The 24,510-nt window shown below is 69.3% G+C and carries 24 protein-coding genes; 8 read left to right on the top strand and 16 right to left on the bottom strand.

All coding sequences use genetic code 11. The features are described 5' to 3' along the window. Positions 1–11: 11 nt before the first annotated feature. A complete protein-coding gene (locus tag NGH83_RS01855; RefSeq protein WP_251857377.1) occupies positions 12–956 on the bottom strand; it encodes a type IV toxin-antitoxin system AbiEi family antitoxin domain-containing protein in 945 nt (314 codons plus the stop codon). A 186-nt stretch (positions 957–1,142) separates the two neighbouring features. After that, positions 1,143–2,582, bottom strand: a complete 1,440-nt coding sequence (locus tag NGH83_RS01850; RefSeq protein ID WP_251857376.1) for an NAD(P)H-quinone dehydrogenase — start codon at positions 2,580–2,582, stop codon at positions 1,143–1,145. An 86-nt stretch (positions 2,583–2,668) separates the two neighbouring features. Between NGH83_RS01850 and NGH83_RS01845 the strand changes: the two genes are divergently transcribed. After that, positions 2,669–3,502 (top strand): purine-nucleoside phosphorylase, encoded by an 834-nt coding sequence (locus NGH83_RS01845; protein ID WP_251857375.1) that lies wholly within the window; start codon positions 2,669–2,671, stop codon positions 3,500–3,502. A 2-nt stretch (positions 3,503–3,504) separates the two neighbouring features. Then, the gene (locus NGH83_RS01840; protein ID WP_251857374.1) at positions 3,505–5,163 is read left to right on the top strand and encodes a phospho-sugar mutase; all 1,659 of its coding nucleotides are present in this window, start codon (positions 3,505–3,507) and stop codon (positions 5,161–5,163) included. A gap of 36 nt (positions 5,164–5,199) precedes the next feature. Here the strand turns inward: NGH83_RS01840 and NGH83_RS01835 are convergent, their stop codons facing one another. The 4 genes from NGH83_RS01835 to NGH83_RS01820 are packed head-to-tail and all read right to left on the bottom strand — an operon-like array spanning position 5,200 to position 8,430. Continuing rightward, complete coding sequence (locus tag NGH83_RS01835) at positions 5,200–5,472, bottom strand: PTS sugar transporter subunit IIB (RefSeq protein WP_251857373.1); 273 nt, start codon at positions 5,470–5,472, stop codon at positions 5,200–5,202. A 33-nt stretch (positions 5,473–5,505) separates the two neighbouring features. Continuing rightward, positions 5,506–6,633, bottom strand: a complete 1,128-nt coding sequence (locus NGH83_RS01830; protein WP_251857372.1) for an adenosine deaminase — start codon at positions 6,631–6,633, stop codon at positions 5,506–5,508. A 39-nt stretch (positions 6,634–6,672) separates the two neighbouring features. After that, positions 6,673–7,956 carry a thymidine phosphorylase gene (locus tag NGH83_RS01825; protein WP_251857371.1) on the bottom strand — a complete coding sequence of 428 codons (1,284 nt, stop codon included), beginning with the start codon at positions 7,954–7,956 and terminating at the stop codon, positions 6,673–6,675. A 9-nt stretch (positions 7,957–7,965) separates the two neighbouring features. Beyond that, positions 7,966–8,430 carry a MarR family winged helix-turn-helix transcriptional regulator gene (locus NGH83_RS01820; protein WP_251857370.1) on the bottom strand — a complete coding sequence of 155 codons (465 nt, stop codon included), beginning with the start codon at positions 8,428–8,430 and terminating at the stop codon, positions 7,966–7,968. 62 nt (positions 8,431–8,492) lie between these two features. On the opposite strand from NGH83_RS01820, the gene NGH83_RS01815 reads away from it, so the two are divergent. Beyond that, positions 8,493–8,861 (top strand): VOC family protein, encoded by a 369-nt coding sequence (locus NGH83_RS01815; RefSeq protein WP_251857369.1) that lies wholly within the window; start codon positions 8,493–8,495, stop codon positions 8,859–8,861. Positions 8,862–8,925: 64 nt separating this feature from the next. Here the strand turns inward: NGH83_RS01815 and NGH83_RS01810 are convergent, their stop codons facing one another. From NGH83_RS01810 to NGH83_RS01775, 8 genes are all read right to left on the bottom strand, one after another. Further along, positions 8,926–9,531: a DUF4232 domain-containing protein gene (locus NGH83_RS01810; protein WP_251857368.1), complete on the bottom strand. Its 606-nt coding sequence runs from the start codon at positions 9,529–9,531 to the stop codon at positions 8,926–8,928. A 126-nt stretch (positions 9,532–9,657) separates the two neighbouring features. Then, entirely contained in the window at positions 9,658–10,068 is a 411-nt protein-coding gene (locus tag NGH83_RS01805; RefSeq protein WP_256470114.1) for a cytidine deaminase, read from the bottom strand. An 11-nt stretch (positions 10,069–10,079) separates the two neighbouring features. Next, entirely contained in the window at positions 10,080–11,369 is a 1,290-nt protein-coding gene (locus tag NGH83_RS01800) for an ABC transporter permease (RefSeq protein WP_251857367.1), read from the bottom strand. Continuing rightward, entirely contained in the window at positions 11,366–12,679 is a 1,314-nt protein-coding gene (locus NGH83_RS01795) for an ABC transporter permease (RefSeq protein ID WP_251857366.1), read from the bottom strand. Before NGH83_RS01795 ends, NGH83_RS01800 begins: the two co-directional genes overlap by 4 nt. Further along, a complete protein-coding gene (locus NGH83_RS01790; protein ID WP_251857365.1) occupies positions 12,676–14,193 on the bottom strand; it encodes an ABC transporter ATP-binding protein in 1,518 nt (505 codons plus the stop codon). The genes NGH83_RS01795 and NGH83_RS01790 overlap by 4 nt, the downstream gene beginning before the upstream one ends. 115 nt (positions 14,194–14,308) lie before the next feature. Then, the gene (locus NGH83_RS01785; protein ID WP_251857364.1) at positions 14,309–15,403 is read right to left on the bottom strand and encodes a BMP family protein; all 1,095 of its coding nucleotides are present in this window, start codon (positions 15,401–15,403) and stop codon (positions 14,309–14,311) included. Positions 15,404–15,641: 238 nt separating this feature from the next. Continuing rightward, on the bottom strand, positions 15,642–16,697 hold the full coding sequence (locus NGH83_RS01780) for a BMP family protein (RefSeq protein WP_251857363.1): 1,056 nt from the start codon (positions 16,695–16,697) through the stop codon (positions 15,642–15,644). A gap of 68 nt (positions 16,698–16,765) precedes the next feature. Then, a complete protein-coding gene (locus NGH83_RS01775) occupies positions 16,766–17,917 on the bottom strand; it encodes a mannose-1-phosphate guanylyltransferase (protein ID WP_251857362.1) in 1,152 nt (383 codons plus the stop codon). A gap of 101 nt (positions 17,918–18,018) precedes the next feature. Here NGH83_RS01775 and NGH83_RS01770 point away from each other — a divergent pair, with 101 nt between their 5' ends. From NGH83_RS01770 to NGH83_RS01750, 5 genes are all read left to right on the top strand, one after another. After that, on the top strand, positions 18,019–19,158 hold the full coding sequence (locus tag NGH83_RS01770) for a glycosyltransferase family 1 protein (RefSeq protein ID WP_251857361.1): 1,140 nt from the start codon (positions 18,019–18,021) through the stop codon (positions 19,156–19,158). Positions 19,159–19,327: 169 nt separating this feature from the next. Continuing rightward, on the top strand, positions 19,328–19,708 hold the full coding sequence (sdhC, locus tag NGH83_RS01765) for a succinate dehydrogenase, cytochrome b556 subunit (RefSeq protein ID WP_256470127.1): 381 nt from the start codon (positions 19,328–19,330) through the stop codon (positions 19,706–19,708). Next, positions 19,708–20,160 carry a succinate dehydrogenase hydrophobic membrane anchor subunit gene (locus NGH83_RS01760; protein WP_251857360.1) on the top strand — a complete coding sequence of 151 codons (453 nt, stop codon included), beginning with the start codon at positions 19,708–19,710 and terminating at the stop codon, positions 20,158–20,160. The genes sdhC and NGH83_RS01760 overlap by 1 nt, the downstream gene beginning before the upstream one ends. A 131-nt stretch (positions 20,161–20,291) precedes the next feature. Continuing rightward, positions 20,292–22,067, top strand: a complete 1,776-nt coding sequence (gene sdhA / locus NGH83_RS01755) for a succinate dehydrogenase flavoprotein subunit (RefSeq protein ID WP_251858419.1) — start codon at positions 20,292–20,294, stop codon at positions 22,065–22,067. Continuing rightward, complete coding sequence (locus tag NGH83_RS01750) at positions 22,067–22,849, top strand: succinate dehydrogenase iron-sulfur subunit (protein ID WP_251857359.1); 783 nt, start codon at positions 22,067–22,069, stop codon at positions 22,847–22,849. The genes sdhA and NGH83_RS01750 overlap by 1 nt, the downstream gene beginning before the upstream one ends. A gap of 32 nt (positions 22,850–22,881) precedes the next feature. On the opposite strand, the gene NGH83_RS01745 is transcribed toward NGH83_RS01750, so the two are convergent. Both NGH83_RS01745 and NGH83_RS01740 read right to left on the bottom strand, forming a co-directional pair. Next, positions 22,882–23,325, bottom strand: coding sequence for a MarR family winged helix-turn-helix transcriptional regulator (locus NGH83_RS01745; RefSeq protein WP_251857358.1), 444 nt, complete (start codon positions 23,323–23,325; stop codon positions 22,882–22,884). Positions 23,326–23,357: 32 nt separating this feature from the next. Then, a complete protein-coding gene (locus tag NGH83_RS01740; protein ID WP_251857357.1) occupies positions 23,358–24,452 on the bottom strand; it encodes a BMP family protein in 1,095 nt (364 codons plus the stop codon). Positions 24,453–24,510 lie beyond the last annotated feature (58 nt).

The raw sequence follows: 24,510 nt of genomic DNA, 5'->3' as shown, positions 1-24,510 counted from the left end.
GAGATGCCCTGTCAGTGGACGCCGAAAGATCTGAGCAGGGCCACGAGGGCGCCCGGGGTGTTGGTCGTCGACCAGTCCCAGCGGGCGACGCGCGGGCCGAGGGCACGCAGCCGGTCTTCGCGGTTCTTCTCGGCGATCACGGCCTCCGATGCGGTCCTGCCTTTGAGCAGGTCGTCCTTCTGATACTTGATGGCGCCGTCGAACTCACCGATCAGGTTGAACTGCGGCCACCAGAAGTCGACGATCATCTGGCCACGCGAATCCGAGAAGACCTTCTGCAGTTCGGGGGTCGGCAGCCCAGCGGCCTTGATCGCCCACCGGCTGAGTGATTCGCCCGGAGACTCCGCCCGTCCGTCGGCGGCCGCGAGGACGTTGGCCGCCCGCCTCGTGCCTCGCCCTCCGGTCACTGCGCGGAGGATACGCTCCGCCTCGTCACGATCGAGCGGATCGCGGCCGATGTCGGCGTCGCCCCTCATCGCGGCGTCGGCGACCACGATGCCAACGTGCGGCGGCGACACCCGCAGCACATCGACAACCGTCCGAGCGAGGTCGGTGCACCAGAGTCCGTCGCGGTGGACCGGCGGAGTCGGCAGTGGGACCCCGTGTCGCACCACCAGGCTGCCGAAACGCCCGCCGGCCTCCGGCGGCTGGATGGCGTGCACCGATTCGGGCCACCGGCTGGGGACCGGCAATCCCCAGAGGCGAGCTGCCGAGAGGTGCGACAGCACGAGCGGCCCGTCGGCGACGAGCTGGGTCGCGCGCAGGAGGGCGAGGTACCGGTCGTCATCGTCGATGACGTCGGGCATCGCCGCCCGCCGCCGATACACACCCCGCGCGATGCGCACGAGGTCGCCGCTACGCACCATGCGCGCGAGGTCACGCGGCGAGTGAATGTTCCGTGCATCGCGGGCCAGAACGAACTCGTCGCGCCAGTTGGATACGAGGGCAAGCGTCATCGCGCCAACCTGACACGCCTGCACGCTTCAGCGTCCGCCGGCCTCGCTTCCCGTGGACCTCAGGAGCTGCGGCCTCTCTGGGGAGGAACCGCCCTCACCAATGCGAGCGCGGTGTGTTGCTGCGAGCGCTGCTGTTTGAACACCCGCGCTCGCAGCGACACACCGCGCTCGCGGGGGAACGGGGGGTCAGTCTTCGACGATGTGCATGGCTCTCGCCGCCTCGGTGATGCTGCCCGAGAGGCTCGGGTAGACGCTGAAGGCGCGTGCCAACTGGTCGACGGTGAGGCGGTGCTCGACCGCCATCGCGATCGGCAGGATGAGTTCGGACGCGCGCGGGGCGACGATGACCCCGCCGATGACCGTGCCCGATCCGGTGCGTGCGAACAGCTTCACGAAACCGTCGCGCACGCCCTGCATCTTCGCCCGCGGGTTGCTCGCGAGCGGCAGCTTGTAGATCTCGCCCTGCGCGATGCCCTCTTCGATCTGCTTCTGCGACCAGCCGACGGTCGCGATCTCCGGCTGGGTGAAGACGTTGCTCGCGACGTTGCGCAGCTCGGTCGGGGTGACCGCGTCGCCCATCGCGTGGAACACGGCCGAGCGTCCCTGCATCGAAGCCACCGACGCCAGTGGAAGGAACGTCGTGCAGTCACCGGCGGCGTAGATCGAGGGCACCGAGGTGCGCGCCACACGGTTGACCCGGATGTGGCCGGACGCGGTGAGCTGGACTCCCGCCTCCTCGAGGCCGATGCCGTCGGTGTTCGGGATGCTGCCGACGGCCATCAGGCAGTGGCTGCCACTGACCTCCCGCCCGTCGGAGAGCGTCGCGACGACGCCGTCGCCTCTCACTTCGACCTTCTCGGCGCGGCTCTTCGACAGCACGGTCATACCGCCGCGGGTGAAGACCTCTTCGATGACGGCCGCGGCGTCGGCATCCTCGCCGGGCAGCACCTGGTCGCGGCTCGAGATGAGCGTGACGTCGGCACCGAGCGCCGAGTAGGCGGAGGCGAACTCGGCACCGGTGACACCGGACCCGACGACGATGAGTTGCTCGGGGACCTCGTCGAGCGCGTAGAGCTGGGTCCAGGTGAAGATGCGCTTGCCGTCCGGCATCGCCGACGGGAGCATCCGCGGGCTCGCCCCGACCGAGACGACGACGGTGTCGACCTCGACCTCGTCGAAGTCGCGTCCCGCCTTGCCACGAGCGGTCGAGACGACGATCTTGTTCGGTCCCTCGAGCCGCCCCTCACCGGTGACGATACGCACGCCGGCCCGCTTCAGGTTCGCCTTCATATCCTCGGACTGCTGACGCGCCAGTCCGGTGAGGCGCTTGTTCACCGCGGAGAGGTTGACAGCGAGTTCGGGGCGGACCGAACGGCCTGAGTCGTTGCGGGTGAAGTACTGCACCCCGAGGTCGCCGGACTCGCCGATGGCGGTCGTCGCTTCGGCGGTCGCGATGAGCGTCTTCGACGGGACCACGTCGGTGAGAACGGCGGATCCGCCGATGCCGACCCGTTCGACGAGGGTCACCTCGGCGCCGAGCTGCGCGCCGGCGAGGGCGGCCTCGTAGCCGCCGGGGCCGCCGCCGAGTACACCGATGCGCTGTTTGCGTTCGAATGCATAGGCCATTCCAGACATTCTCCCCTATGAAGGTGTCCGCGAGAGGTCGCGCACGCGACTGGGCGGCGGCGGCCGCGTCGATTTAGGCTGACGGCATGACGCATCCCGCCGCGGGCTCCCTCGACGACCCGACCACTTCGCCCTTCGACGTCGCTCGCGCCGCCGCCGCGCAGATCGCCGAGGCGACCGGCGTCGACCGTCACGACGTCGCCCTCACGCTCGGCAGCGGATGGGGCAAGGCCGCCGACCGCCTCGGCCAGACCGTCGCCGAGGTGCCCGCCGCCGAGATCGATGGGTTCAGCGCCTCGGGCGTCCCCGGCCACTCGGGCACCCTGCGGTCCATCCTGCTGCCGAACGGCGGGCACGCGCTCGTGATCGGCGCCCGGACCCACTTCTACGAGGACAAGGGCGTGCGCCGCGTGGTGCACAGCGTGCGAACGGCCGCCGCGACCGGCGCCAAGGTCATGGTCCTGACGAACGGGGCGGGCGGCATCAGGCGCCACTGGACCCCCGGCACGCCCGCCCTCATCACCGACCACATCAACCTGACGGCGGCGTCACCGCTCGAGGGCGCCACCTTCGTCGACCTGACCGACCTGTACTCGTCGCGTCTGCGCGCCGTCGCCCGCGAGGTCTCCCCCGAACTCGAAGAGGGCGTCTACGTGCAGTTCCGCGGGCCCCACTACGAGACGCCGGCGGAGGTGCGCTTCGCCGAGACGATCGGCGGCCACATCGTCGGCATGTCGACCGCCCTCGAGGCGATCGCGGCGCGGGAGGCCGGCATGGAGGTACTCGGGCTCTCGCTCATCACCAACCTCGCCGCCGGCATCTCCGACGAGCCGCTCAGCCACGCCGAGGTCATCGCTGCGGGCAAGGCCGCCGAGGAGCCCCTCGCCGCGCTGCTGTCCTCGATCGTCGGGCGGCTGTGACCATGGCCGACGAGACCGTCCTCGCTGCGGCTCGCGCGTGGATCGCCGCCGATCCCGACGCGGAGACCCGCGACGAGTTGACCGCGATCCTCGATCGCGCGGCCGACGGTGACGCCGACGCCTCGGCCGACCTGCACGACCGCTTCGACGCGCGTCTCGAATTCGGCACCGCCGGCCTGCGCGGGGTGCTCGGTGCCGGTCCCAATCGGATGAACCGGCTGGTCGTCGCGCAGACGAGCGCCGGACTCGCTCGCTTCCTCCTCGGCCGCGAGGACGAACCCCACGTGGTCATCGGCTACGACGGCCGCAAGAACTCGTCGGTGTTCGCCATCGACGCTGCAAAGGTCCTCGCGGGAGCGGGCGCCCGGGTGACGCTGCTCCCCCGCCTCCTGCCGACCCCGGTGCTCGCGTTCGCGGTGCGCCACCTCGCGGCGAGCGCGGGCATCATGATCACCGCATCCCACAATCCCGCTCGCGACAACGGTTACAAGCTGTACCTCGGCGGCGACAGCGCGGGCTCGCAGATCGTTCCTCCCGCCGACGCCCGCGTCTTCGAGGCGATCACGGCGGTCGTCGACGAGGATGCCGAGATCCCCCGCTCGGCCGACTACGCGACGGCCGACGAGTCGCTGATCGAGGCGTACATCGCCGAGACCGCAGCCGCCTTCGCTCTGCCCGACATCGACCTCCCGTGGGTCTACACGCCGATGCACGGCGTCGGATGGGAGACGTTCTCACGCGTGCTCACCGCCGCCGACGCGCCCGTACCGGCCCTCGTCACCGAGCAGGTCGAGCCCGACCCCGAGTTCCCGACCGTCGCCTTCCCGAACCCCGAGGAGGAGGGCGCGCTCGACCTCGCTCTCGCCACCGCCCGCGAGACGGGCGCGGAACTGATCATCGCGAACGACCCCGACGCCGACCGGCTCGCCGTCGCCGTCCGACGCGCGCCGGGCGAGTGGGAGCAGCTGCGCGGCAACGAGATCGGACTGATGCTCGCGTGGTCGGCCGCCGAGCGGGCCGCTCGCGAGGGCCGCACCGGCACCCTGGCCTCGTCGATCGTGTCGACGCCGGGTCTCGGCGTCATCGCCCGCGCCTACGGTCTCGGCTACACCGAGACCCTTACCGGCTTCAAGTGGATCTCCCGCGTCCCGGGCCTGATCTTCGGCTTCGAGGAGGCGCTCGGCTACCTCGTCGACCCCGAGAAGGTCCGAGACAAGGACGGCATCTCGGCGGCGCTCGCCGCACTGCAGATCGTGCTCGAGCAGCGGGTGCGCGGCGTCGGCTTCGACCGCTACCGCGCCTCGTTCGTCGAGCGCTTCGGGTGGTTCGGTTCCGACCAGATCTCGATCCGGGTGACGGACCTCTCCGAGATCGGCGCGGTCATGGAGCGGCTGCGCGCGGAGACGCCCGCCTCGATCGGCGGGATCTCGGTCGTCCGCGTCGACGACCTGCGCACGGGATCGGCGGAGTTGCCCCCGAGCGACGTGCTGCGACTCCAGCTCGGCGACGGCGCGAGGGTGATCGTGCGTCCGAGCGGCACCGAGCCGAAGCTCAAGGTGTACCTGGACGTGGCTGTGACCGACGGCCCTGCCGAAGGCCGCGCCACGCGGGGCGCCGCGCTGCTGACCCGCCTCACCGACGGCATGCGCGCGCTGCTCTGAAGCAGTGAGCGTCAGCCGAGGACGACGACAGGGAGCTCAGCCGAGGCTGGCCTCGAGCTTCCTCGTCAGCTCCTCCTGATCGAGGATGTTGTCGATGACGATCACGTCGGCGAAGGTGCGCCCGATCGCGTCGACGTGCTCGGCGGAGGTCAGGATGATCTGGGCGTCATCTCCGGCATCCCGGATGCCCGCGACGTCGCTCGCGGACACCTCGGCCTCGTAACCGAGACGCGCAAGGGCGCGCTCGGCGCTGACCTTGAGGATGGCGGACGTGCCGATGCCGGCTCCGCAGATGGCGACGATCTTCATCGCTATCGATGGTAGTCCGACCCTCGGCCGGCGCTACCGGCCCGCCTGATCGAAGCCGTCGCTGATGCGGTCGGCGAGGTCCTCACGGTCTTCGACGGGGAGGAACGACGCGGCGGCTGCGTTGAGCTGGAAGACCTCGAGGTCCGACAGGTCGTAGCCGAAGGCGTCGACGAGGAGCGAGAGCTCGCGGGTGATCGTCGTCTGACTCATCAGTCGGTTGTCGGTGTTGACCGTCACCCGGAAGCCGAGCTGGTAGAGCAGGTCGAACGGGTGGTCGACGAGGTCGTCGCCCCACGCCTCGATGCCGCCGGTCTGGAGGTTCGAGGACGGCGCGAGCTCGAGGGCGATCTCGCGGTCCTTGACCCACTGCGCGAGCGGACCGAGGCTCACGAACGTGGTCTCGTCGTCGGCGCCGTCCACGTCCACGTCGAGGGCGATGCGCACACCGTGGCCGAGGCGCAGTGCCCGGCCGTCGAGCAGGGCGCTGCGGATGCTGTCGAGCCCGGCAGCCTCACCGGCGTGGACCGTGACCGGCATCCACTCCTCGGCGAGGAAGTCGAACGCGTCGACGAGACGGCTCGGCGGGAAGCCGTCTTCGGGCCCTGCGATGTCGAACCCGACGACCCCGCGCGTGCGGTGACGTACCGCCAGCTCGGCGATCTCGACGGCGCGGTCGGCCTGACGCATGGCCGAGATCAACTGCCCGATGCGGATGTCGTGCCCCGTCGCGCGGCGGGCGTCCTCGATGCCGTGCTCGATACCCTCCTGCACGGCTTCGACCGCCTCGTCGAGGCTGAGCCCCCGCTCGAGGTGCTGCTCGGGCGCCCACCGGATCTCGCCGTACACGACGCCGTCGGCGGCGAGATCGGTCACGAACTCGCGGGCCACGCGCGAGAGGCTGTGCTTGGTCTGCATGACCGCGGTCGTCACGGCGAAGGTCTCGAGATACGTCTCGAGCGACCCCGAGTCGGCGGACTCGACGAACCAGTCCTCGAGGCTCTCCGCGTCCGGTGCCGGGATGGCGATGCCCGCCTCGTCGGCGAGCTCCACGATCGTCTGCGGTCGCAGCCCGCCGTCGAGGTGATCGTGGAGGCTCACCTTCGGCAGCTCGGCGATGTCCACTCGACCCCCGGCGATCAGATACCGCTCGTGCGCGCTCATGTCCCCAATCTAGGCGAACCGGTCACCGGCGGAAGAGGGTCAGCGGATGGTCTCGGCGATGAGCGGTGTCGGCGACGGCGCGACCGAGCCGATCTCCCACGCTCCCGACACGGCGTCGAGTGCGCGCGCGATGCGGCTCTCGTCGTCGGCGTGGAGGGTGAACAGCGGCTGCCCCGCGGTGACGGCGTCGCCGGGCTTCGCGTGCAGCTCGACTCCGGCTCCGGCCGACACTGCGTCGCCCTGGCGGGCGCGCCCCGCGCCGAGGCGCCACGCTGCGATACCGAAGGGCAGCGCCTGCTGACGGGTGAGGATTCCATCCGACTCGGCGGTCACGGTGTGCTGATGCGCGGCGACGGGCAGCTCGGCCTCCGGATCGCCGCCCTGCGCGGCGATCATCCGGCGCCACACGTCCATCGCGCGCCCGTCCGCGAGCGCCGCGGCTGGATCCGCGTCGGGCAATCCCGCGGAGGCGAGCATCTCGCGCGCGAGGGCGACGGTCAGCTCGACCACGTCGGCAGGCCCCCCGCCGGCGAGCACCTCGACCGACTCCCGCACCTCGAGCGCATTGCCGATCGTGAGTCCGAGCGGCACGCTCATGTCGGTGAGCAGCGCGGTCGTCGCGACGCCGGCGTCGTTGCCGAGGTCGACCATGGTGCGGGCGAGCTCGCGGGCGCGGTCGAGGTCCTTCATGAACGCCCCCTCGCCGAACTTGACGTCGAGCACCAGGGCGGCGGTACCCTCGGCGATCTTCTTGGACATGATCGACGAGGCGATGAGCGGAATCGCCTCGACCGTCCCTGTCGTGTCGCGCAGCGCGTAGAGCTTCTTGTCGGCGGGAGCGAGACCCGCCCCCGCCGCGCAGATCACGGCGCCGATGTCGGCGAGCTGGCGGCGCATGTCGGAGGGCGACACGTCGGCGCGCCATCCCGGGATCGATTCGAGCTTGTCCAGAGTGCCGCCGGTGTGGCCGAGACCGCGGCCGGAGAGCTGCGGTACCGCGACCCCGAAGGAGGCGACGAGGGGCGCGAGCGGAAGGGTGATCTTGTCCCCGACGCCGCCGGTCGAGTGCTTGTCGGTGGTGACCTTGCCGAGACCCTCGAAGCTCATCCGCTCGCCGCTGGCGATCATCGCGAGCGTCATGTCGCGGATCTCGGAGCGCGTCATCCCGTTCAGCAGCACGGCCATGGCGAAGGCCGACATCTGCTCGTCGACGACGAAGCCGCGAGTGAAGGCGTCGATCAGCCACTCGATCTCGGCGGTGGTCAGCTCGCGCTTGTCGCGCTTGGCGATGATGATGTCGACGGCGTCGAAGGCTTCGGTCACCCCTCCACCCTAGGACTGCCGACTACCGTCGCCCGTCTCGTCCCGCAGCGAGCGGACCATGCTGCGGAGCGCTGTTAGCGCATGCGCCTGCTCGTCCGCCGTCATCCCGCGCAGCATCCTGGTCTCGACCGACCGGACCGCGACGGTCGCCTTCTCCAGACTGCGCCGACCGCTCGCGGTCAGCTGCGTCGGAAGCACCTTGCCCATGCGCTGCTCGGCGGGGCGGACCACCTGCCCCTCCTGCTCCAGCGTCTGCAGCAGGACGTTCATCGACTGCCGCGTCACGAAGGCGCCGCGGGCGAGTTCGGAGTTCGACAGCCCGGGCCGCTGAGCGAGCAGCTCGAGGCAGGAGTAGTGCGTGATGGTCATGCCGAGAGGACGCAGCACCGCCTCCATCGCAGCGCGGAGGGCGCTCGACGCCTCCTTCAGCAAGTAGCCGAGCGAGGTGTCGAGGTCGATACCGTCTTGCTGCATGTCAGAAGTCTGACATATGGTGGAGGGTGTCAGATACCTGACATCGACAGGAAGAAGCGATCATGCCCGCTACCGGCCCCGATTTCATCTCACTCCAGGCGAGCGACCTCGCTGCGTCGCAGGCGTTCTACGAGAAGTACCTCGGTCTCGTCCGCTCCCCCGCGGGCCCGCCGCACGCCGTCGTGTTCGAGACGTCGCCGATCGCCTTCGCGCTCCGCGACCTGATTCCCGGCACCGACCTGGCCTCCGTCGCGCAACCCGGCATCGGTGTCGCGGTGTGGCTGCACGCGACCGACGTGCAGGACATCCACGACGCCCTCGCCGCGGACGGCCACCGGATCGTCTCCGCCCCGATCGACGGCCCCTTCGGACGCACCTTCACCTTCGCGGATCCCGACGGCTACCAGGTCACCCTCCACGACCGCGCCTGATGCCGACTCGCCCGCTTCGCCCCGTCCGAGCGCCCGGACACAGGGCGAAGTGGGCGAGTGAGCGCTACTGCGACGACACCGGACCGACAGTGAGCCAGGGGGTCGCCACGTTCGCGCAGGCCGGCAGGCCCGCCGACTCGACGAAGACGGCGTCGAAGGAGTGCGGCGGGTAGATCCGCCAGCCATCACCGGTGACGACGTCGCAGGCGTCTCCCAGCGGCCCGCCGCCGCTCGCGATGTTGACGGCCTGCAGTGCCGCACCGACGCTGTCGTCCGGCGCGATCGTGTAGGTCTCGACCTCCGGCCCGCCGGTCGCCTCCGCCGCCGCTGCGCCGAGCTGAGTGCCGTTCCCGTCCCCGACGACCGAGACGCCCGGGAAGCCGCGCAGATCGCACGGCGCCGAGCCGGTGTTGGTGAAGGTCACCTGGTAGAAGAGGTTGCCGGCGCCCGCGTCGCTCTCGACGACTGCGACCTCGAGCGAGTCGTTCGGGCACTGGTTCGCCGGCGCGTTCGGGTCGACCGACGCGCTCGCCGTCGGCGTCGGCGAGGGCGACGGTGTGGCCGTTTCGGTGACGGTGGCAGTCGGCTCCGGCGCTGGGGACGGCGAACATCCGACGAGAGCGAGAACTCCGACTGCGCTCACGAGGACGAGAAGACGACGACGACTCATGCCGTCACCCTAGTGACGAACCGTTCGCCGCTCGATACCCCTGCGAGCGCGGTGTGTTGCTGCGAGCGCGCCTGTATAAACACCCGCGGTCGCAGCAACACACCGCGCTCGCGGGGGTAGAGGGGGTTAGTGGCTGGACTGGTAGGCGGCGAGGGTGCGGGGGCCGAAGGCGTCGGGGAGCACCTCGTCGATCGTGCGGATGCCGCTCACCGTCTCGAGCAGCATGCCGTCGGCCGAGTGCTCGTACAGCAGCTGGCGGCAGCGACCGCACGGCATCAGGGCGCCGCCGTCGCCGTCGACGCAGGTGAACGCCACCAGCTTGCCGCCGCCCGACATGATCAGCGCCGACACGAGCGAGCATTCCGCGCACAGCGTGACGCCGTACGAGGCGTTCTCGACGTTCGCGCCGCTGATCACCCGCCCGTCGTCGACGATCGCGGCGACTCCCACCGGGAAGTGCGAATAGGGCACGTAGGCCTTCTTCATCGCCTCGACCGCGACCTCGCGGAGCGCGGACCAATCGATCTCGTCTGCCACGGACCTGCCCCCTACGACTTGATGTACGGCTTGCCGGACGCCGCCGGACCTCGCGACTGTCCCACGAGACCCGCGACCGCGAAGATGGTCACGATGTACGGCAGCATCAGCATGAACTCGCTCGGGACCGGCGAGCCGATGATGCTGAGCACGTTCTGCAGATTGCTCGCGAACCCGAACAGCAGGGCGGCGAGAGTGGCGCGGATCGGATCCCAGCGTCCGAAGATCACCGCCGCGAGGGCGATGAAGCCCGCACCCGCGGTCATCTCCTTGTTGAACGAGCCGACCGAACCGAGCGTGAAGTAGGCGCCGCCGAAGCCGGCGATCGCACCGGCGAGGGACACGTTCCAGAACCGGGTCGCCGCGACCTTGATGCCGACGGTGTCGGCGGCCTGCGGGTGCTCGCCGACGGCGCGCAGTCGCAGACCCCACTTGGTGCGGAACAGGGCGTACCAGACGGCGAAGATCGCCACGTAGACGAAGTAGACGATGATCGTCTGCCGGAACAGCGCCGGCCCGATGATCGGGATCTGACTGAGCAACGGGATCTCGATGCGCTCGAAGCGCGGCGGCTGGTTGAGCAGCGTCGGGTCGGCCGTGAGCACCTGCGAGAACAGGAAGCTCGTGAGGCCGGTGACCAGCACGTTGAGCACGACACCGACGATGACCTGGTCGACGAGGTACTTGATCGAGAACGCGGCGAGCACGAACGAGACGAGCACGCCCGCGACCATCGCGGCGACGAGCCCGAGCAGCGGCTGGCGGGTGATCGACGCGACGACGGCGGAGGTGAACGCGCCGGCGAGCAGCTGGCCCTCGATGGCGACGTTGACGACGCCGACCCGCTCGGAGATGACGCCGCCGAGCGCTCCGAAGATGAGCGGGACGCTGAGGCCCAGGGCGCCGACGAGCAGGCCCGGCACCGGGATGGTGGCCCCCGCCGCCGCCCAGGTGAGGAAGGCGACGAGCAGCAGGAACGCGAACACGGCGATGAGCCAGAGCGGCGTCTTCGCCGAGCGCAGCGTGTAGCCGACGCTCACTCCCGTGATCGCGGCGGCCACGAGCACGAGCACGAGGCAGGTGGCGAAAGTCGGCAGCGACAGGTCGGGCAGCTGGATGAAGTCGGAGTCGGTCGACAGCCGGAACCCGCTCACACCGTCGCGGGAGAACCCGATGAAGAGGATCGCGCCGAGCAGGGTGAAGACGCCCAGCGCGACGGGCGACTTCCAGCTGCGCACGCGCGCCTTCTCGAGCACGATCGGCGACGAGTCGGGCACCTGGCTGATCTCGGTCGCGGTCATGAGGCCACCGCCTTCTTCTGGGTCGTCGGTCGTCGACGCTTCGCGGGGTCGGGCAGGCGGAACACCGAGCGCACGAGCGGCGGCGCGGCGATGAAGAGCACGATGAGCGACTGGACGACGAGCACGATGTCGATGGGGACGCCCTCGGCCGCCTGCATCGAGAATCCGCCGGCCTTGAAGGCGCCGAACAGGATCCCGGCGATGAAGACGCCGACCGGACGGGAGCGGCCGAGGAGCGCCACGGTGATGGCGTCGAAGCCGATGCCGGCGTCGATGCCGGCGCTGAAGCCGGTGGTCACGGTGCCGAGCACCTGGGCGACACCGGCGAGGCCGATGAGGGCGCCGGAGATCGCCATCGCCCATACGTAAACGTTCTTGACGTTGATGCCGGCGACGCGCGCCGCGTTCGGGTTCTCACCGACGGCGCGGAACTTGAAGCCGAGGCTCGACCGGTCGAGAAGGTACCAGACGAACACCGTCGCCGCGATCGCGAAGATGAACCCGGCGTGCAGGTTGTAGCCCGCGAACAGGTCGGGGAAGATCGCCGTGTCCTTCATCGGCGGCGTCTTGGGGTTGTTGCTGCCCGGCGCCTGAAGCGCACCCGGCGTGCGCAGCAGGAACGAGATCAGATAGAACGCGACGTAGTTGAGCATGATCGTGACGATCACCTCGTGCGCACCGGTGCGGGCCTTCAGCAGACCCGCGAGTCCGCCCCAGATCGCACCGGCGAGCAGACCGGCGCCGATCGCGACGATCAGGTGGATGCCGTAGGGCAGGTCGAACGCGAACGCGACGTATCCGGCGGCGGCCGCCGCGACGAGCATCTGACCGCGACCACCGATGTTGAACAGACCCACGCGGAACGCCATCGCGACGCCGAGGCCCGCAACGATGAGCGGCGTCGCGAAGGTCAGCGTCTCGGTGAACGGACGGATGCCGTCGGCGAAGCCGGGGCGACGGAAGTTGTAGATCGACCCCTGGAACAGCGCCGAGTATGCGCCCGCGACGGCATCCCAGATGGCGGAGAGCATGTCGGTCGGCCGCGAGAAGAAGTACCCGGCGGCGCTCTGCACGTCCTCGTCGGTCACCGCGATGAGGATGCCGCCGATCAGCAGTGCGAGCACGACGGCGAGCACCGAGATCGCGACGCTGCCGGTGGTGATCTCGCGCAGGATCCGGTTCCAGAACGGTTCGCGCTTGTCGTCGGCGGCGTCGGCGAGCTTCGCCTCGCTCGTGACCGGGGGCAGCTGCTCCTGGCCGGTCGTCACGCGTTCGGTCGACCCGGGACGGGGAGACTTGTCGTCGCTCACGCTGCGGTTCCCTCCAGCGGGTTCTCGCCCGCCATCATGAGGCCGAGCACGTCGCGCGGGGTGTCGCCGGGCACGATGCCGACGATGGTTCCGCGGTACATGACGGCGATCCTGTCCGCGAGCGCGACGACCTCGTCGAGCTCGGTCGAGACCACGATGACCGGGGTGCCGGCGTCACGGGTCTCGACGATCCGGGTGTGTACGAATTCGATGGAGCCCACGTCGAGCCCTCGAGTGGGCTGCGCGGCCACGAAGAGGCGGAGTTCGCGGCTGAGCTCGCGCGCGAGGACGACCTTCTGCTGGTTGCCGCCGGAGAGGCGGCCGACATGGGTCTCGACGCTCTGCGCGCGGATGTCGAACTCGCCCTTCTTCTCCTGGGCGAACTGGTTCAGGTATCCGAGCTGCAGGGCCCCCGCCTTGACGAACGGCTGCCCCTCCGAGCGGTCGAGCATGAGGTTCTCGGCGATGCTGAACTCGGCGACGAGGCCGTCTTCCTTGCGATCCTCGGGCACGAAGCCGACGCCGGCGTCGAGCACCTTGCGCACCGAGAGCCCGGTGATCGGGATCCCGTCGAGGCTGATGGTGCCGGTCACCTTCGGCTGCAGCCCGAGCAGGGCTTCGGTGAGCTCGGTCTGGCCGTTGCCCTGGACGCCTGCGATGGCGAGGATCTCGCCGCGCCGCACCTCGAAGCTGACGCCCTTCACGACGATCTGCCCGCGCGGGTCGATGACCGACAGGTCGTCGACGACGAGGGCGGCGTCCCCCGGCGTCGCCGGGTCCTTGTGCACGGTGAGCTCGACGTTGCGGCCGACCATCAGCGAAGCGAGTTCCGCGTTCGTCGACGACGGAGACGCCTCCCCCACCACCTTGCCGAGGCGGATGACCGTGACCCGGTCCGCGATCTCGCGCACCTCGCGCAGCTTGTGCGAGATGAACACGATCGAGGTGCCCGCCGCCTTCAGCTGGCGCATGATCGCGATCAGCTCGTCGGTCTCCTGCGGGGTCAGCACCGCGGTCGGCTCGTCGAAGACGAGCACCTTCGCGTCGCGGGACAGCGCCTTGATGATCTCGACCCGCTGCTGCACACCGACGGGCAGGTCCTCGATGAGGGCGTCGGGGTCGATGTCGAAGCCGAAGCGGGCCGAGATCTCGCGCACCTTCGCGCGGGCCGCGGCCAGGTCGAGGCGTCCGCCGGCCTTCGTCTGCTCGTGACCGAGCGAGACGTTTTCGGCGACGGTGAAGACGGGGATGAGCATGAAGTGCTGGTGGACCATGCCGATGCCGGCGTTCATCGCGTCGCCGGGTCCCGCGAAGGCTTGCGCGACGTCGTCGAGCAGGATCTCGCCCTCGTCGGCCTGGTACAGCCCGTAGAGGACGTTCATCAGGGTCGACTTGCCGGCGCCGTTCTCACCCAACAGGGCGTGGATCTCTCCCGGCTCGACGGTGAGCGAGATGGCGTCATTGGCGGTCAGCGAGCCGAAGCGCTTGGTGATGCCGCGGAGTTCGAGTTTCACGGGGTCCGCTTGCCTTTCATGATGGGCTTCGTAACAACCTAATCGACGCTCGACGCACGAGAGAACGGGGAGGCCGGCTGTCGCCGTCCTCCCCGTTCCCGTGCGGTGCTGCGGGTCAGCCCAGGTAGGAGTTGACCGTGATGTCGCCGCTGATGATCTGCTCGCGCAGGGCGTCGAGCTCACCCTGCAGGTCGGGCGAGACGAGCGACTCGAAGTCGTGGAACGGGGCGAGCCCGACTCCGTCGTTCTCGAGAGTTCCGACGTAGGCCTCGTTGCTGAAGTCACCCTCGGCGGCGGCGAGGACGACCGACTCGGTCGCCGACGCGATGCCCTTGAGGATCGAGGTCAGCACGTAGGGCTGGGTGGTGGGGTCGGACTCGTAGAAGTCGGAGTCGACGCCGACGAGGGCGATCTCCTTGCCGGAGTCCTCGATCGCCGCGACGGCGCTCTGGTAGATCGGTCCACCGACGGGGAGCAGGATGTCAGCGCCCTGATCGATGAAGTTCTGCGCCGTGCTCTTGGCGACGTCGTTCGCCTCGAACCCACCGGTGAAGGTCGCGGTGTCGGGGGTCGCCGGGTCGTAGCCGAGGACCTTGACCGCCGCGCCCTTCTGCTCGTTGTAGTACGCGACTCCCTGAGCGAAACCGTCCATGAAGATGGTGACGGTCGGGAAGTTCTGGCCACCCCAGGTCGCGACGGTGCCGGACTTGGTGTAGCTCGCGGCCGCGTAGCCGGCGAGGAACGCCGACTGGGCGGTGTCGAAGATGATCGGCTTCGTGTTGTCGAAGTCGGGGGTGCCGTCGAAGTCGGCGTCGGCCGCGTCGTCGATGAGGGCGAATTCGACGTCGGAGTTGGCTTCGGCCGCCTCGAGCGTCGCAGCGGAGAGCGCGAAGCCGACGGTGACGATCAGGTTGCAGCCCTGAGCGACCATGCTCTCGATGTTGGGGCCGTAGTCGGTCTCGGCGTCGGACTGCACGGTGATGGGCTCGACACCGAGCTCGGACGCCGCGTTGGTGAGGCCCTCGAGGCCGGCCTGGTTGAACGACTTGTCGTCGAATCCACCGAAGTCCGAAACCATGCAGGGCAGGAAGTCGCTGGCCTCGGCCGCGCCTTCCGTCTCTTCGGGTGCGGGCGCACAACCGGCGAGAACGAGGGCGGCGACGCCGACGGCGGTGATGCCGGCGATCCCTCTGCGGGAGCTGATCTTCACTGTGATGTCCTCCAGAAATTGCTGCCGGCGGGGTGCGCCGGAGAGAAGTCGGCGGACTGCTCGCGCGATCGCGGGCCGACCGTCCGTGCTTTCACGTTACACACGGTTACGGCCCGCGTCCGGGCTGGAAAGCGACGCGAGACGCATCCGTTATGAAGATGCGACTCCGCCGTAACCGCGCCGAAACGAGGACGCCCCGCGAGGGGCTCGCGGGGCGTTCGTGGTGGAGGGTGGACGGTCAGGGGGTCGAGGGCGACTCGACCACGATCGTGCCGCTGACGATGTCGGCGCGGAGCTGGTCGATCTCGGCCTGCAGTTCGGCGCTCACCGCTCCGGCGAGGTCGTGGTAGTCGGCGATGCCGACGCCGCCGTTCTCGAGGGTGCCGATGAACGGGTCGGATGAGAAGTCGCCGTCGATGTCGGCCCCGACGATGTCGACGACGGCCTGCTCGGTGTCCTTCAGGACACTCGTCAGCAGGATGGGCCGATACTGCTCGGGGAGGGTGTCGTAGCCGTCGTTGTCGACCCAGATCAGCGAGACGCCGCCCGCCTCGAGGGCCGCGGCCGCCGCGCCTTCGCCGACCTGGCCGGCGACCGGGAGGATGACGTCCGCTCCCTGGTCGATGAGCCCCTGGGTGACGGTCTTGCCCTTGTTGACGTCTTCGAAGTCGCCGGTGAAGGTGCCGTCCTGGGCGGCTTTGTCCCAGCCGAGCACCCGCACCGCGGTGCCGTGCACCTCGTTGTACTTCGCGACGCCGTCGACGAAGCCGTCCATGAACAGGGTGACGGGGGGCTGGTTGCCGCCGCCGAAGGTGCCGACGACGCCGGTCTTGCTGACGCCGGCGGCGAGGTAGCCCGCGAGGTAGGAGGCCTGCGCGGTGTCGAAGATGATCGGCTTGACGTTGTCGCCTTCTGCGACCTCGTCGACGATCGCGAAGTGCACGTCGGGGTTGTCGGCGGCGGCGTCCGTGGTCGCCGCGGCGAGCTCGTATCCGACGGTGAGCACGAATCCGCAACCCGATTCGACCGCCTGCGCGACGTTGGGGGCGAGGTCGGTTTCGCCGGTCGAGACGAGCACCTCGGCGTCGACTCCGAACTCTTCGGAGGCCTTCTCCATGCCGGCCCAGCTGGTCTGGTTGAACGACCGGTCCTCGAGCCCGCCGGAGTTGGTGACCATGCGGGCGCAGTAGTCGCTCGATCCGGCCCCTTCCGTCTGTTCGGGGGCGGGCGCGCAGGCGGCGAGGGCGAGCACGACCGCGAGGGCGGTCACGGAGGAGGCGATACGACGCGACATGCAGAAAACGCTAGCGCGACGCTCAGCCTGCGAAGGTAACGATCGGGTCGCTCTCACGCGGAGCGAGCTCAGAGGACGTCGGTGCGCCCCGACAGTTTCAACGCGTCGACGACCGACTTGACCCGCTGCGCATGCTCGGACGTGGTGACGAGGAGCGCGTCGGGGGTGTCGACGACGACGATGTCCTCGACGCCGATGAGGGTGATGAGGCGCTGGCTCTCACTCACGACGATGCCGCTCGACGAGTCGGCGAGGACCCGCGCGTGCTCGCCGAGGATCGCGAGGTCGCTCTTGCGACCGCCGGACTGCAGCTTCGCGAGCGACGCGAAGTCGCCCACGTCGTCCCAGTCGAAGTCGCCCGGCACGACCGCGAGGAGCCCCTCCTTCGCCGACGGCTCGGCGACCGAGTAGTCGATGGCGATCTTGGTGAGCGTCGGCCACACCTGGTCGACGACGGCGCCGCGCTCGGGGGTGTCCCACGCGTCGGCGAGCGTCCGCAGTCCTTCGAGCAGCGCGGGCTGGGTCTTGCCGAGCTGCTCGAGCAGCCGGTCGGCGCGGGCGATGAACATGCCGGCGTTCCACAGGTAGTCGCCCGACTTCAGGTACTTCTTCGCCGTCTCGAGCGACGGCTTCTCGACGAAGCCCTTGACCGCCATGGCGCTCGGGGCGCTCTTCGATCCGATCGGCTCGCCGCAGCGAATGTAGCCGAAGCCGATCGCGGGCTCGGTCGGCTGGATGCCGATGGTGGCGATGTAGCCGGCGTCGGCGAGCGCGACGGCTTCGACGACCGCCTGACGGAACCGGCGGGTGTCGCCGATGACGTGGTCGGCCGCGAAGGAGCCGATGATGACGCCCGGCTCGCGCTTCTCGAGGATTGCGGCGGCGAGCCCGATCGCGGCGGAGGAGTCCTTGCCCTCGCTTTCGAGGACGACGTTCAGGTCTTCGAGCTCGGGCAGCTGCTTCTCGACGGCCGCGCGGTGGGCGCGTCCGGTGACGACCATGATGCGCTCGGAGCCCGAGATCGGGGCGAGCCGGTTCCAGGTGTCGCGCAGCAGCGTCTGCCCCGAGCCGGTGAGGTCGTGCAGGAACTTCGGCGTCGCCGCACGCGAGAGCGGCCAGAGGCGGGACCCGATCCCACCGGCGGGGATCACCGAGTAGAAGCGCTCGATCGCCTCGGGCTCCGTGCCTCGACCGTGCCAGTGGATGGTGCTCTCGCTCATGCCAGCGAGCCTAGCCGCGCACCTGATCGACCCCAGTCCTTCACCTGCACGTCGACGGCCGGTCGCCGAACCGTGGGGACGGCCGCCGTAGCGTGCGGGACATGAGGGTCGCGGTCGTCAGCGAGAGCTTCCTCCCCACCGTGAACGGGGTGACCACGAGTGTCTGCCGGGTACTCGATCACCTCGCGGACAACGGACACGACGCAGTGGTCATCAGTCCGCACGCCGGATCACCGTCGCACTACCGGGGATTCCCCGTCTTCCAGGTCCCGGCGGTGGCCTACCGCCAGTTCCCGGTTGGGCTGCCGAGCCTGCAGGTCGATCGTGTGCTCGACGAATTCGCCCCCGACGTGCTGCACGTCGCGAGCCCGTTCCTGCTGGGCGCCCGCGCCCTGTCGGCGGCGAGGCGGCGCGGACTGCCCGCGGTCGCGATCTATCAGACCGACATCGCGGGGTTCGCGAAGCGCAACCGGCTGGGCCTCACCGCTCCGCTCGCCTGGCAGCTGGTGCGTCGCATGCACGAACAGGCCGACCGCACCCTGGTGCCGAGTTCGGCCGCGCTGGCCGACTGCCTCGCCGCGGGCATCCCGCGCCTGGCACGCTGGGGTCGCGGTGTGGACATCGACCGATACCACCCGCGCAACCGCGATCGGGCGGGCGCCCGCGAGCTGCGGGCCCGACTGTCGCCGGGCGGCGAGACCGTCGTCGGCTACGTCGGACGCATCGCCCCCGAGAAGCAGGTCGAACGCATCCGCGACCTCAAGGGACTGCCGAACACGCGGTTCGCGATCGTCGGCGACGGCCCGGCGACCCCCGCGGTGACGAAGGCGCTGCGCGGCATGCCGGTGACCTTCCTCGGACGACGATCGGGCGACGACCTCGCCGACGCGTACGCCGCGTTCGACGTGTTCGTGCACACCGGCTGCGAGGAGACGTTCGGGCAGACCCTGCAGGAGGCGCACGCCAGCGGACTGCCGGTCGTCGCCCCCCGCTCGGGCGGCCCCATCGATCTCGTCGACAGCGGCGTCGACGGCGCGCTGTTCGAGCCCGGGGAGCGCAGCGGCTTCCGGGGTGCGGTCGAGGCCCTCGTCGGCGACGCCGAGCAGCGCGCCCGCATGGGCGAGGCCGGGCGGCGGCGCGTGCTCGACCGGTCGTGGGACGCGGTGTGCGCCGAACTGCTCGAGCACTACGAGCAGGTCGTGCGGGAGCGCACCGCCCTCGCCGCGGCTGCCGCACGCTGACCGCCGCCTGCGCCCGGCCCTCGGTGTCGAAAAGGCGGACTAGACTTGCCCCAATCTGTTCGGCCAGTCCAAAGGTGGGAATCCGCTCGTGTCGCTGAAAAGCACCGATCTCCCCGCACCCACGCCGTCGAAACTCCGTCCCACCCGTACCGCCGGTAAGCGCTTCTCATTGCCGAGGCGCCCCGCCGGCACGGTGTACCGCGGACGCGAGGGCATGTGGTCGTGGGTGCTGCACCGTGTCACCGGTGTGGCGATCTACTTCTTCCTCCTCGTGCACATCCTCGACACGGCACTGGTCCGCGTCAGCCCCGAGGCGTACAACGCGGTCATGTCGACCTACAAGAACCCGATCATGGGGCTCGGCGAGCTGGCGCTCGTCGCCGCGATCGGCTTCCACGCGCTCAACGGCCTGCGCATCATCCTCATCGACTTCTGGAGCGTCGGAACGCGCCACCAGCGTTTGATGTTCTGGATCGTCATCGCCCTCTGGGCCGTCCTCATGATCGGCTTCGCGCCGCGCCACCTCATGAACGTGTTCGGAGGTGCCTGATGTCGGTCGGTCTCGAAGCGCCGCGCACCAAGGTCGTCCGTAAGCGCGGGGTCAACTGGGAGAAGTGGGGCTGGGTCTACATGCGCGCCTCGGGCGTGCTCCTCGTCGTCCTCGTCTTCGGCCACCTCTTCGTCAACCTCTACGCCGGCGAGGGCGTCAGCGCCATCGACTTCGGATTCGTCGCCGGCAAGTGGGCATCGCCGTTCTGGCAGTGGTACGACCTCGCTCTGCTGTGGCTCGCGCTGATCCACGGCGCCAACGGCGTCCGCACCCTCATCAACGACTACTCCACCGGTCGCATCGTGCAGCCCCTGCTCAAGTGGGCGCTGCTCGGATCGACCGTCATCCTCCTCATCCTCGGAACGCTTGTGATCTTCACCTTCGACCCCTGCCCGCCCGTCGGCCCTGAAAGCGCCGACCTCCTGCCGAGCTTCTGCTCGACTCTCCCGTGAGCGCGGCAAAGCGGACAGGCCTGTTCCCCAAGCTCGTCTCGGATCGAGGTGCGCAGCCCGGCGAAGCGGAGCGCAACGCCGAGAGCACCTCGTCGTGGGCCACCCAGGGCACCGGTGAGACGACCGACGGCGTGCACCACCACCAGTTCGACGTCGTGATCGTGGGCGCCGGCGGGGCTGGGATGCGCGCGGCGATCGAGGCGGGCCCGAAGGCGAAGACCGCGGTCATCTCGAAGCTCTACCCCACCCGGTCGCACACGGGTGCGGCGCAGGGCGGCATGGCGGCGGCGCTCGCGAACGTCGAGGAAGACAGCTGGGAGTGGCACACCTTCGACACCGTCAAGGGCGGCGACTACCTCGTCGACCAGGACGCGGCCGAGATCCTCGCCAAAGAGGCGATCGACGCGGTCATCGACCTCGAGAACATGGGTCTGCCCTTCAACCGCACGCCCGACGGCAAGATCGACCAGCGTCGCTTCGGCGGTCACACCTCCGAGCACGGCAAGGCGCCGGTGCGTCGCGCCTGCTACGCGGCCGACCGCACGGGTCACATGATCCTGCAGACGCTGTATCAGAACTGCGTCAAGCACGGCATCAACTTCTTCAACGAGTTCTACGTGCTCGACCTCGTCATGACCGAGGTGAAGGAGGGCGGCAAGACGGTCAAGCGCCCCTCCGGTGTCGTGGCCTACGAGCTCGCGACCGGTGAGCTGCACGTCTTCCAGGCCAAGTCGATCGTCTTCGCCACCGGCGGATTCGGCAAGATCTACAAGACCACCTCCAATGCCCACACCCTCACCGGTGACGGCGTCGGCATCATCTGGCGCAAGGGTCTGCCGCTCGAGGACATGGAGTTCTTCCAGTTCCACCCGACCGGCCTCGCGGGGCTCGGCATCCTCCTCACCGAGGGTGCCCGCGGCGAGGGCGCGATCCTGCGCAACGCCGACGGCGAGCGGTTCATGGAGCGTTACGCGCCGACCATCAAGGACCTGGCGCCCCGCGACATCGTTTCGCGCTGCATGGTGCAAGAGGTCGCAGAGGGTCGTGGCGCCGGTCCGTTGAAGGACTACGTGCTGCTCGACTGCACCCACCTGGGTGCCGAGGTGCTGGAGACAAAGCTGCCCGACATCACGGAGTTCGCGCGCACCTACCTCGGTGTCGACCCGGTCGTCGAGCCGGTGCCGGTCATGCCGACCGCGCACTACGCGATGGGCGGCATCCCGACCAACGTCAAGGCCGAGGTCCTCTCCGACAACGACACCGTCGTCCCCGGCCTCTACGCCGCCGGCGAGTGCGCGTGCGTCTCGGTGCACGGATCGAACCGTCTCGGCACCAACTCGCTTCTCGACATCAACGTGTTCGGCAAGCGCGCCGGCAACAACGCGGTCGAGTACGCCCGCACCGCCGACTTCGTGCCGCTTCCCGCCGACCCGGCGAAGGAGATCCGCGAGCTCATCGAGCAGCTGCAGGCCTCCACCGGCACCGAGCGGATCGCCGCGATCCGCAAGGAGCTGCAGGACGAGATGGACAAGAAGGCCCAGGTGTTCCGCACCGAGGAGTCGCTCGGCGAGATGATGGAGATCATCGTCGGCCTCCGCGAGCGGTACAAGAACATCGCCGTGCAGGACAAGGGCAAGCGTTTCAACACCGACCTGCTCGAGGCCATCGAGCTGGGCTTCCTTCTCGACCTCGCCGAGGTCGTCGTCTACTCGGCCCGCAACCGGCACGAGAGCCGCGGCGGCCACATGCGCGACGACTACCCGAAGCGCGACGACGAGGGCTACATGCAGCACACCATGGCGTACCTGACGGGCGACCCGCACTCCTCGCACGCCGACGACCACATCGATCTCGACTGGAAGCCGGTCGTGATCACGAATTACCAGCCGATGGAGAGGAAGTACTGATGACGGTACTCATCGCCGACGAAGTCCAGGCCCCCACCCGGGTGCGCGAGGCCGATGTCGAGGACGCTCCTCCCGGATCGTTCGTGGTGACGCTCATCATCCGCCGCTTCATTCCCGAGATGGACGAGGAGCCGCGCTGGCAGGACTTCGACGTCCGCGTGCTGCCCACCGACCGCATCCTCGACGCGCTGCACAAGATCAAGTGGGAGCAGGACGGGTCGCTGACCTTCCGCCGCTCCTGTGCGCACGGCATCTGCGGCTCCGACGCGATGCGCATCAACGGCCGCAACCGCCTCGCCTGCAAGACCCTGATCAAGGATCTCGACCCGTCGCAGCCCATCTACGTCGAGGCGATCAAGGGCCTGCCGCTCGAGAAGGACCTCGTCGTCGACATGGAGCCGTTCTTCGAGTCGTACCGCCAGATCCAGCCGTTCCTCCAGGCGTCCGGCAACCCGGTGCGCGAGCGCACGCAGAGCGTCGCCGCCCGCGCCCGCTTCGACGACACCACGAAGTGCATCCTCTGCGCCGCCTGCACCTCGTCGTGCCCGGTGTTCTGGACCGACGGCCAGTACTTCGGCCCGGCCGCGATCGTGAACGCGCACCGCTTCATCTTCGACGACCGCGATGAGGCCGCTCAGGTGCGCCTCGACATCCTCAACGACAAGGAGGGCGTGTGGCGCTGCCGCACGACCTTCAACTGCTCCGAGGCGTGCCCCCGCGGCATCGAGGTCACGAAGGCCATCGCCGAGGTCAAGCAGGCCGTCCTCCGCGGACGCCCGTAAGAAGGTAGCGGCCGTCGGGGCCGTCGCGCGCGTCAGTCGCGGGCGGTCTCGGCGTCGGCCGCGATCTTCGACAGCAGCTCGACGAGCATCAGACGCTCACCGGGTGAAAGGCATTCGAGCATCCGTTCCGTGGTGCGCTCGGAGCCGGCGATCGCGTCGTCGAAGAGCGCGACGCCGACATCGGTGACGCGGACGAGGAGCTGTCGCCGGTCGCTTCCGTCGCGTTCCGTCGTGACGGCGCCGCGCTGCTCCAACCGTCCGACGACGCCCTTGATGGTGGCCGCGTCGGCGTTGATGCGGCGGCCGAGCGCGTTCTGCGATGTCGGACCTTCCGCCACGAGGCGGGCGAGGGCCGCGAACTGCACGTTCGAGAGCGCCGAGGCGTTGAGCCCGGTGAACAGGGCCGAATTGATCTGCTGCGCGCGGCGCAGGAGGAAGCCGAGGTTGGTGTCGAGACGGTACTCGCTCGCGTCCATCGCGTCGGATCCTCCTGCGCCGCGCGCCGGCGTCACTGTCCGCCGGTCGCGATGACGAGCGTGCCGTCGGCGATCTGGTCCTGCAACTCCGCGACCTCGTCGAGCACCTCGGCGGCCACCGCGTCCGCGTTCGTGTAGAGGTCGGCGATGCCGACACCGCCGTTGGCGATCGTGCCGGTGTAGATCGACGAGTCGAAGTCGTCGTCGGCCGCGGCGAGCACCACGTCCTTCGTCGAGATCTGCATGTTCTTCAGCACCGAGGTGAGGAAGAGGTCCTCGTAGTCGGGGTAGAGCACGTACTGGTCGGAGTCGACGCCGATGAGGAAGACCGCGGCGCCCGAGTCGCGCGCGGCCGACGCCGCCGAGCCGACGAGGGTGCCGGCGACCGGCATGATCACGTCGGCGCCCTGGTCGATGAGCGACTGGGTGAAGTTCGCCGCCTTCGTGGTGTCGACGAAGTCGCCGATGAAGAGGCCGTTCTGGGCGGCGTAATCCCAGCCGACGACGCCGACGTCGGTGCCGTGCGCCTCGTTGTACTTCTCGACGCCCTGAGCGAAGCCGTCCATGAACGCGGTGACCGGCGGGATCTGCAGGCCGCCGAAGGTGCCGACGGTGCCCGTCTTCGAGGCGGCGGCGGCGACGTATCCGGCGAGGTACGACGCCTCGGCCGTGTTGAACAGCACCGGCTTGACGTTGTCGAGCTCGAGCGGCTCGCCGTCGGCGTCGCTCAGTGTCGAGTCGACGAGGACGAACTCGGTGTCGGGGTTCGCTTCGGCCGCCTCGCGTGTGGCGTCGGCCATGTCGAACCCGATGGTCTCGATCAGGGTGCAGCCGTTGTCGAGCATCGCGGTGATGTTGCCGGCGTACTGGTCGGAACCGTCGGACTCGGCCTGGCCGGTCTCGACTCCGAGCTCGTCGGCCGCCTCCATGAGGCCCTCGAGGTTGAGCTCGTTGAACGCACGGTCGTCGAATCCGCCCACCTGTGCCACGATGCACGGCTTGAAGTCGGATGCGGCGTCGCCGGTTCCACCGGTCTCGGCGGGGGCCGGCGCACAGCCGGCGACGGCGATGAGGACGGAGCCGATCAGCGCGGCTGCGCCGATCGTCTTGCGCTGTTGAGAGGTCATGATCACGTCCGTTGTGAGAGAAGGATGGAGCAGAAAGTGAGGATGACGCTAGAGAGGT

The organism is Herbiconiux sp. L3-i23 (assembly GCF_023734115.1).
Classification (GTDB): domain Bacteria; phylum Actinomycetota; class Actinomycetes; order Actinomycetales; family Microbacteriaceae; genus Naasia.
The sequence above is the reverse complement of the archived record's forward strand: the minus strand, read 5'-3'. Positions and strand labels throughout refer to the sequence as shown.

Excerpts from the sequence above, each read along its gene's own strand:
- NGH83_RS01855 (WP_251857377.1), bottom strand. The coding sequence starts at position 956 with ATGACGCTTGCCCTCGTATCCAACTGGCGCGACGAGTTCGTTCTGGCC.
- NGH83_RS01850 (WP_251857376.1), bottom strand. The coding sequence starts at position 2,582 with ATGGCCTATGCATTCGAACGCAAACAGCGCATCGGTGTACTCGGCGGC.
- NGH83_RS01845 (WP_251857375.1), top strand. The coding sequence starts at position 2,669 with ATGACGCATCCCGCCGCGGGCTCCCTCGACGACCCGACCACTTCGCCC.
- NGH83_RS01840 (WP_251857374.1), top strand. The coding sequence starts at position 3,505 with ATGGCCGACGAGACCGTCCTCGCTGCGGCTCGCGCGTGGATCGCCGCC.
- NGH83_RS01835 (WP_251857373.1), bottom strand. The coding sequence starts at position 5,472 with ATGAAGATCGTCGCCATCTGCGGAGCCGGCATCGGCACGTCCGCCATC.
- NGH83_RS01830 (WP_251857372.1), bottom strand. The coding sequence starts at position 6,633 with ATGAGCGCGCACGAGCGGTATCTGATCGCCGGGGGTCGAGTGGACATC.
- NGH83_RS01820 (WP_251857370.1), bottom strand. The coding sequence starts at position 8,430 with ATGCAGCAAGACGGTATCGACCTCGACACCTCGCTCGGCTACTTGCTG.
- NGH83_RS01815 (WP_251857369.1), top strand. The coding sequence starts at position 8,493 with ATGCCCGCTACCGGCCCCGATTTCATCTCACTCCAGGCGAGCGACCTC.
- NGH83_RS01810 (WP_251857368.1), bottom strand. The coding sequence starts at position 9,531 with ATGAGTCGTCGTCGTCTTCTCGTCCTCGTGAGCGCAGTCGGAGTTCTC.
- NGH83_RS01800 (WP_251857367.1), bottom strand. The coding sequence starts at position 11,369 with ATGACCGCGACCGAGATCAGCCAGGTGCCCGACTCGTCGCCGATCGTG.
- NGH83_RS01780 (WP_251857363.1), bottom strand. The coding sequence starts at position 16,697 with ATGTCGCGTCGTATCGCCTCCTCCGTGACCGCCCTCGCGGTCGTGCTC.
- NGH83_RS01775 (WP_251857362.1), bottom strand. The coding sequence starts at position 17,917 with ATGAGCGAGAGCACCATCCACTGGCACGGTCGAGGCACGGAGCCCGAG.
- NGH83_RS01770 (WP_251857361.1), top strand. The coding sequence starts at position 18,019 with ATGAGGGTCGCGGTCGTCAGCGAGAGCTTCCTCCCCACCGTGAACGGG.
- NGH83_RS01760 (WP_251857360.1), top strand. The coding sequence starts at position 19,708 with ATGTCGGTCGGTCTCGAAGCGCCGCGCACCAAGGTCGTCCGTAAGCGC.
- NGH83_RS01750 (WP_251857359.1), top strand. The coding sequence starts at position 22,067 with ATGACGGTACTCATCGCCGACGAAGTCCAGGCCCCCACCCGGGTGCGC.
- NGH83_RS01745 (WP_251857358.1), bottom strand. The coding sequence starts at position 23,325 with ATGGACGCGAGCGAGTACCGTCTCGACACCAACCTCGGCTTCCTCCTG.
- NGH83_RS01740 (WP_251857357.1), bottom strand. The coding sequence starts at position 24,452 with ATGACCTCTCAACAGCGCAAGACGATCGGCGCAGCCGCGCTGATCGGC.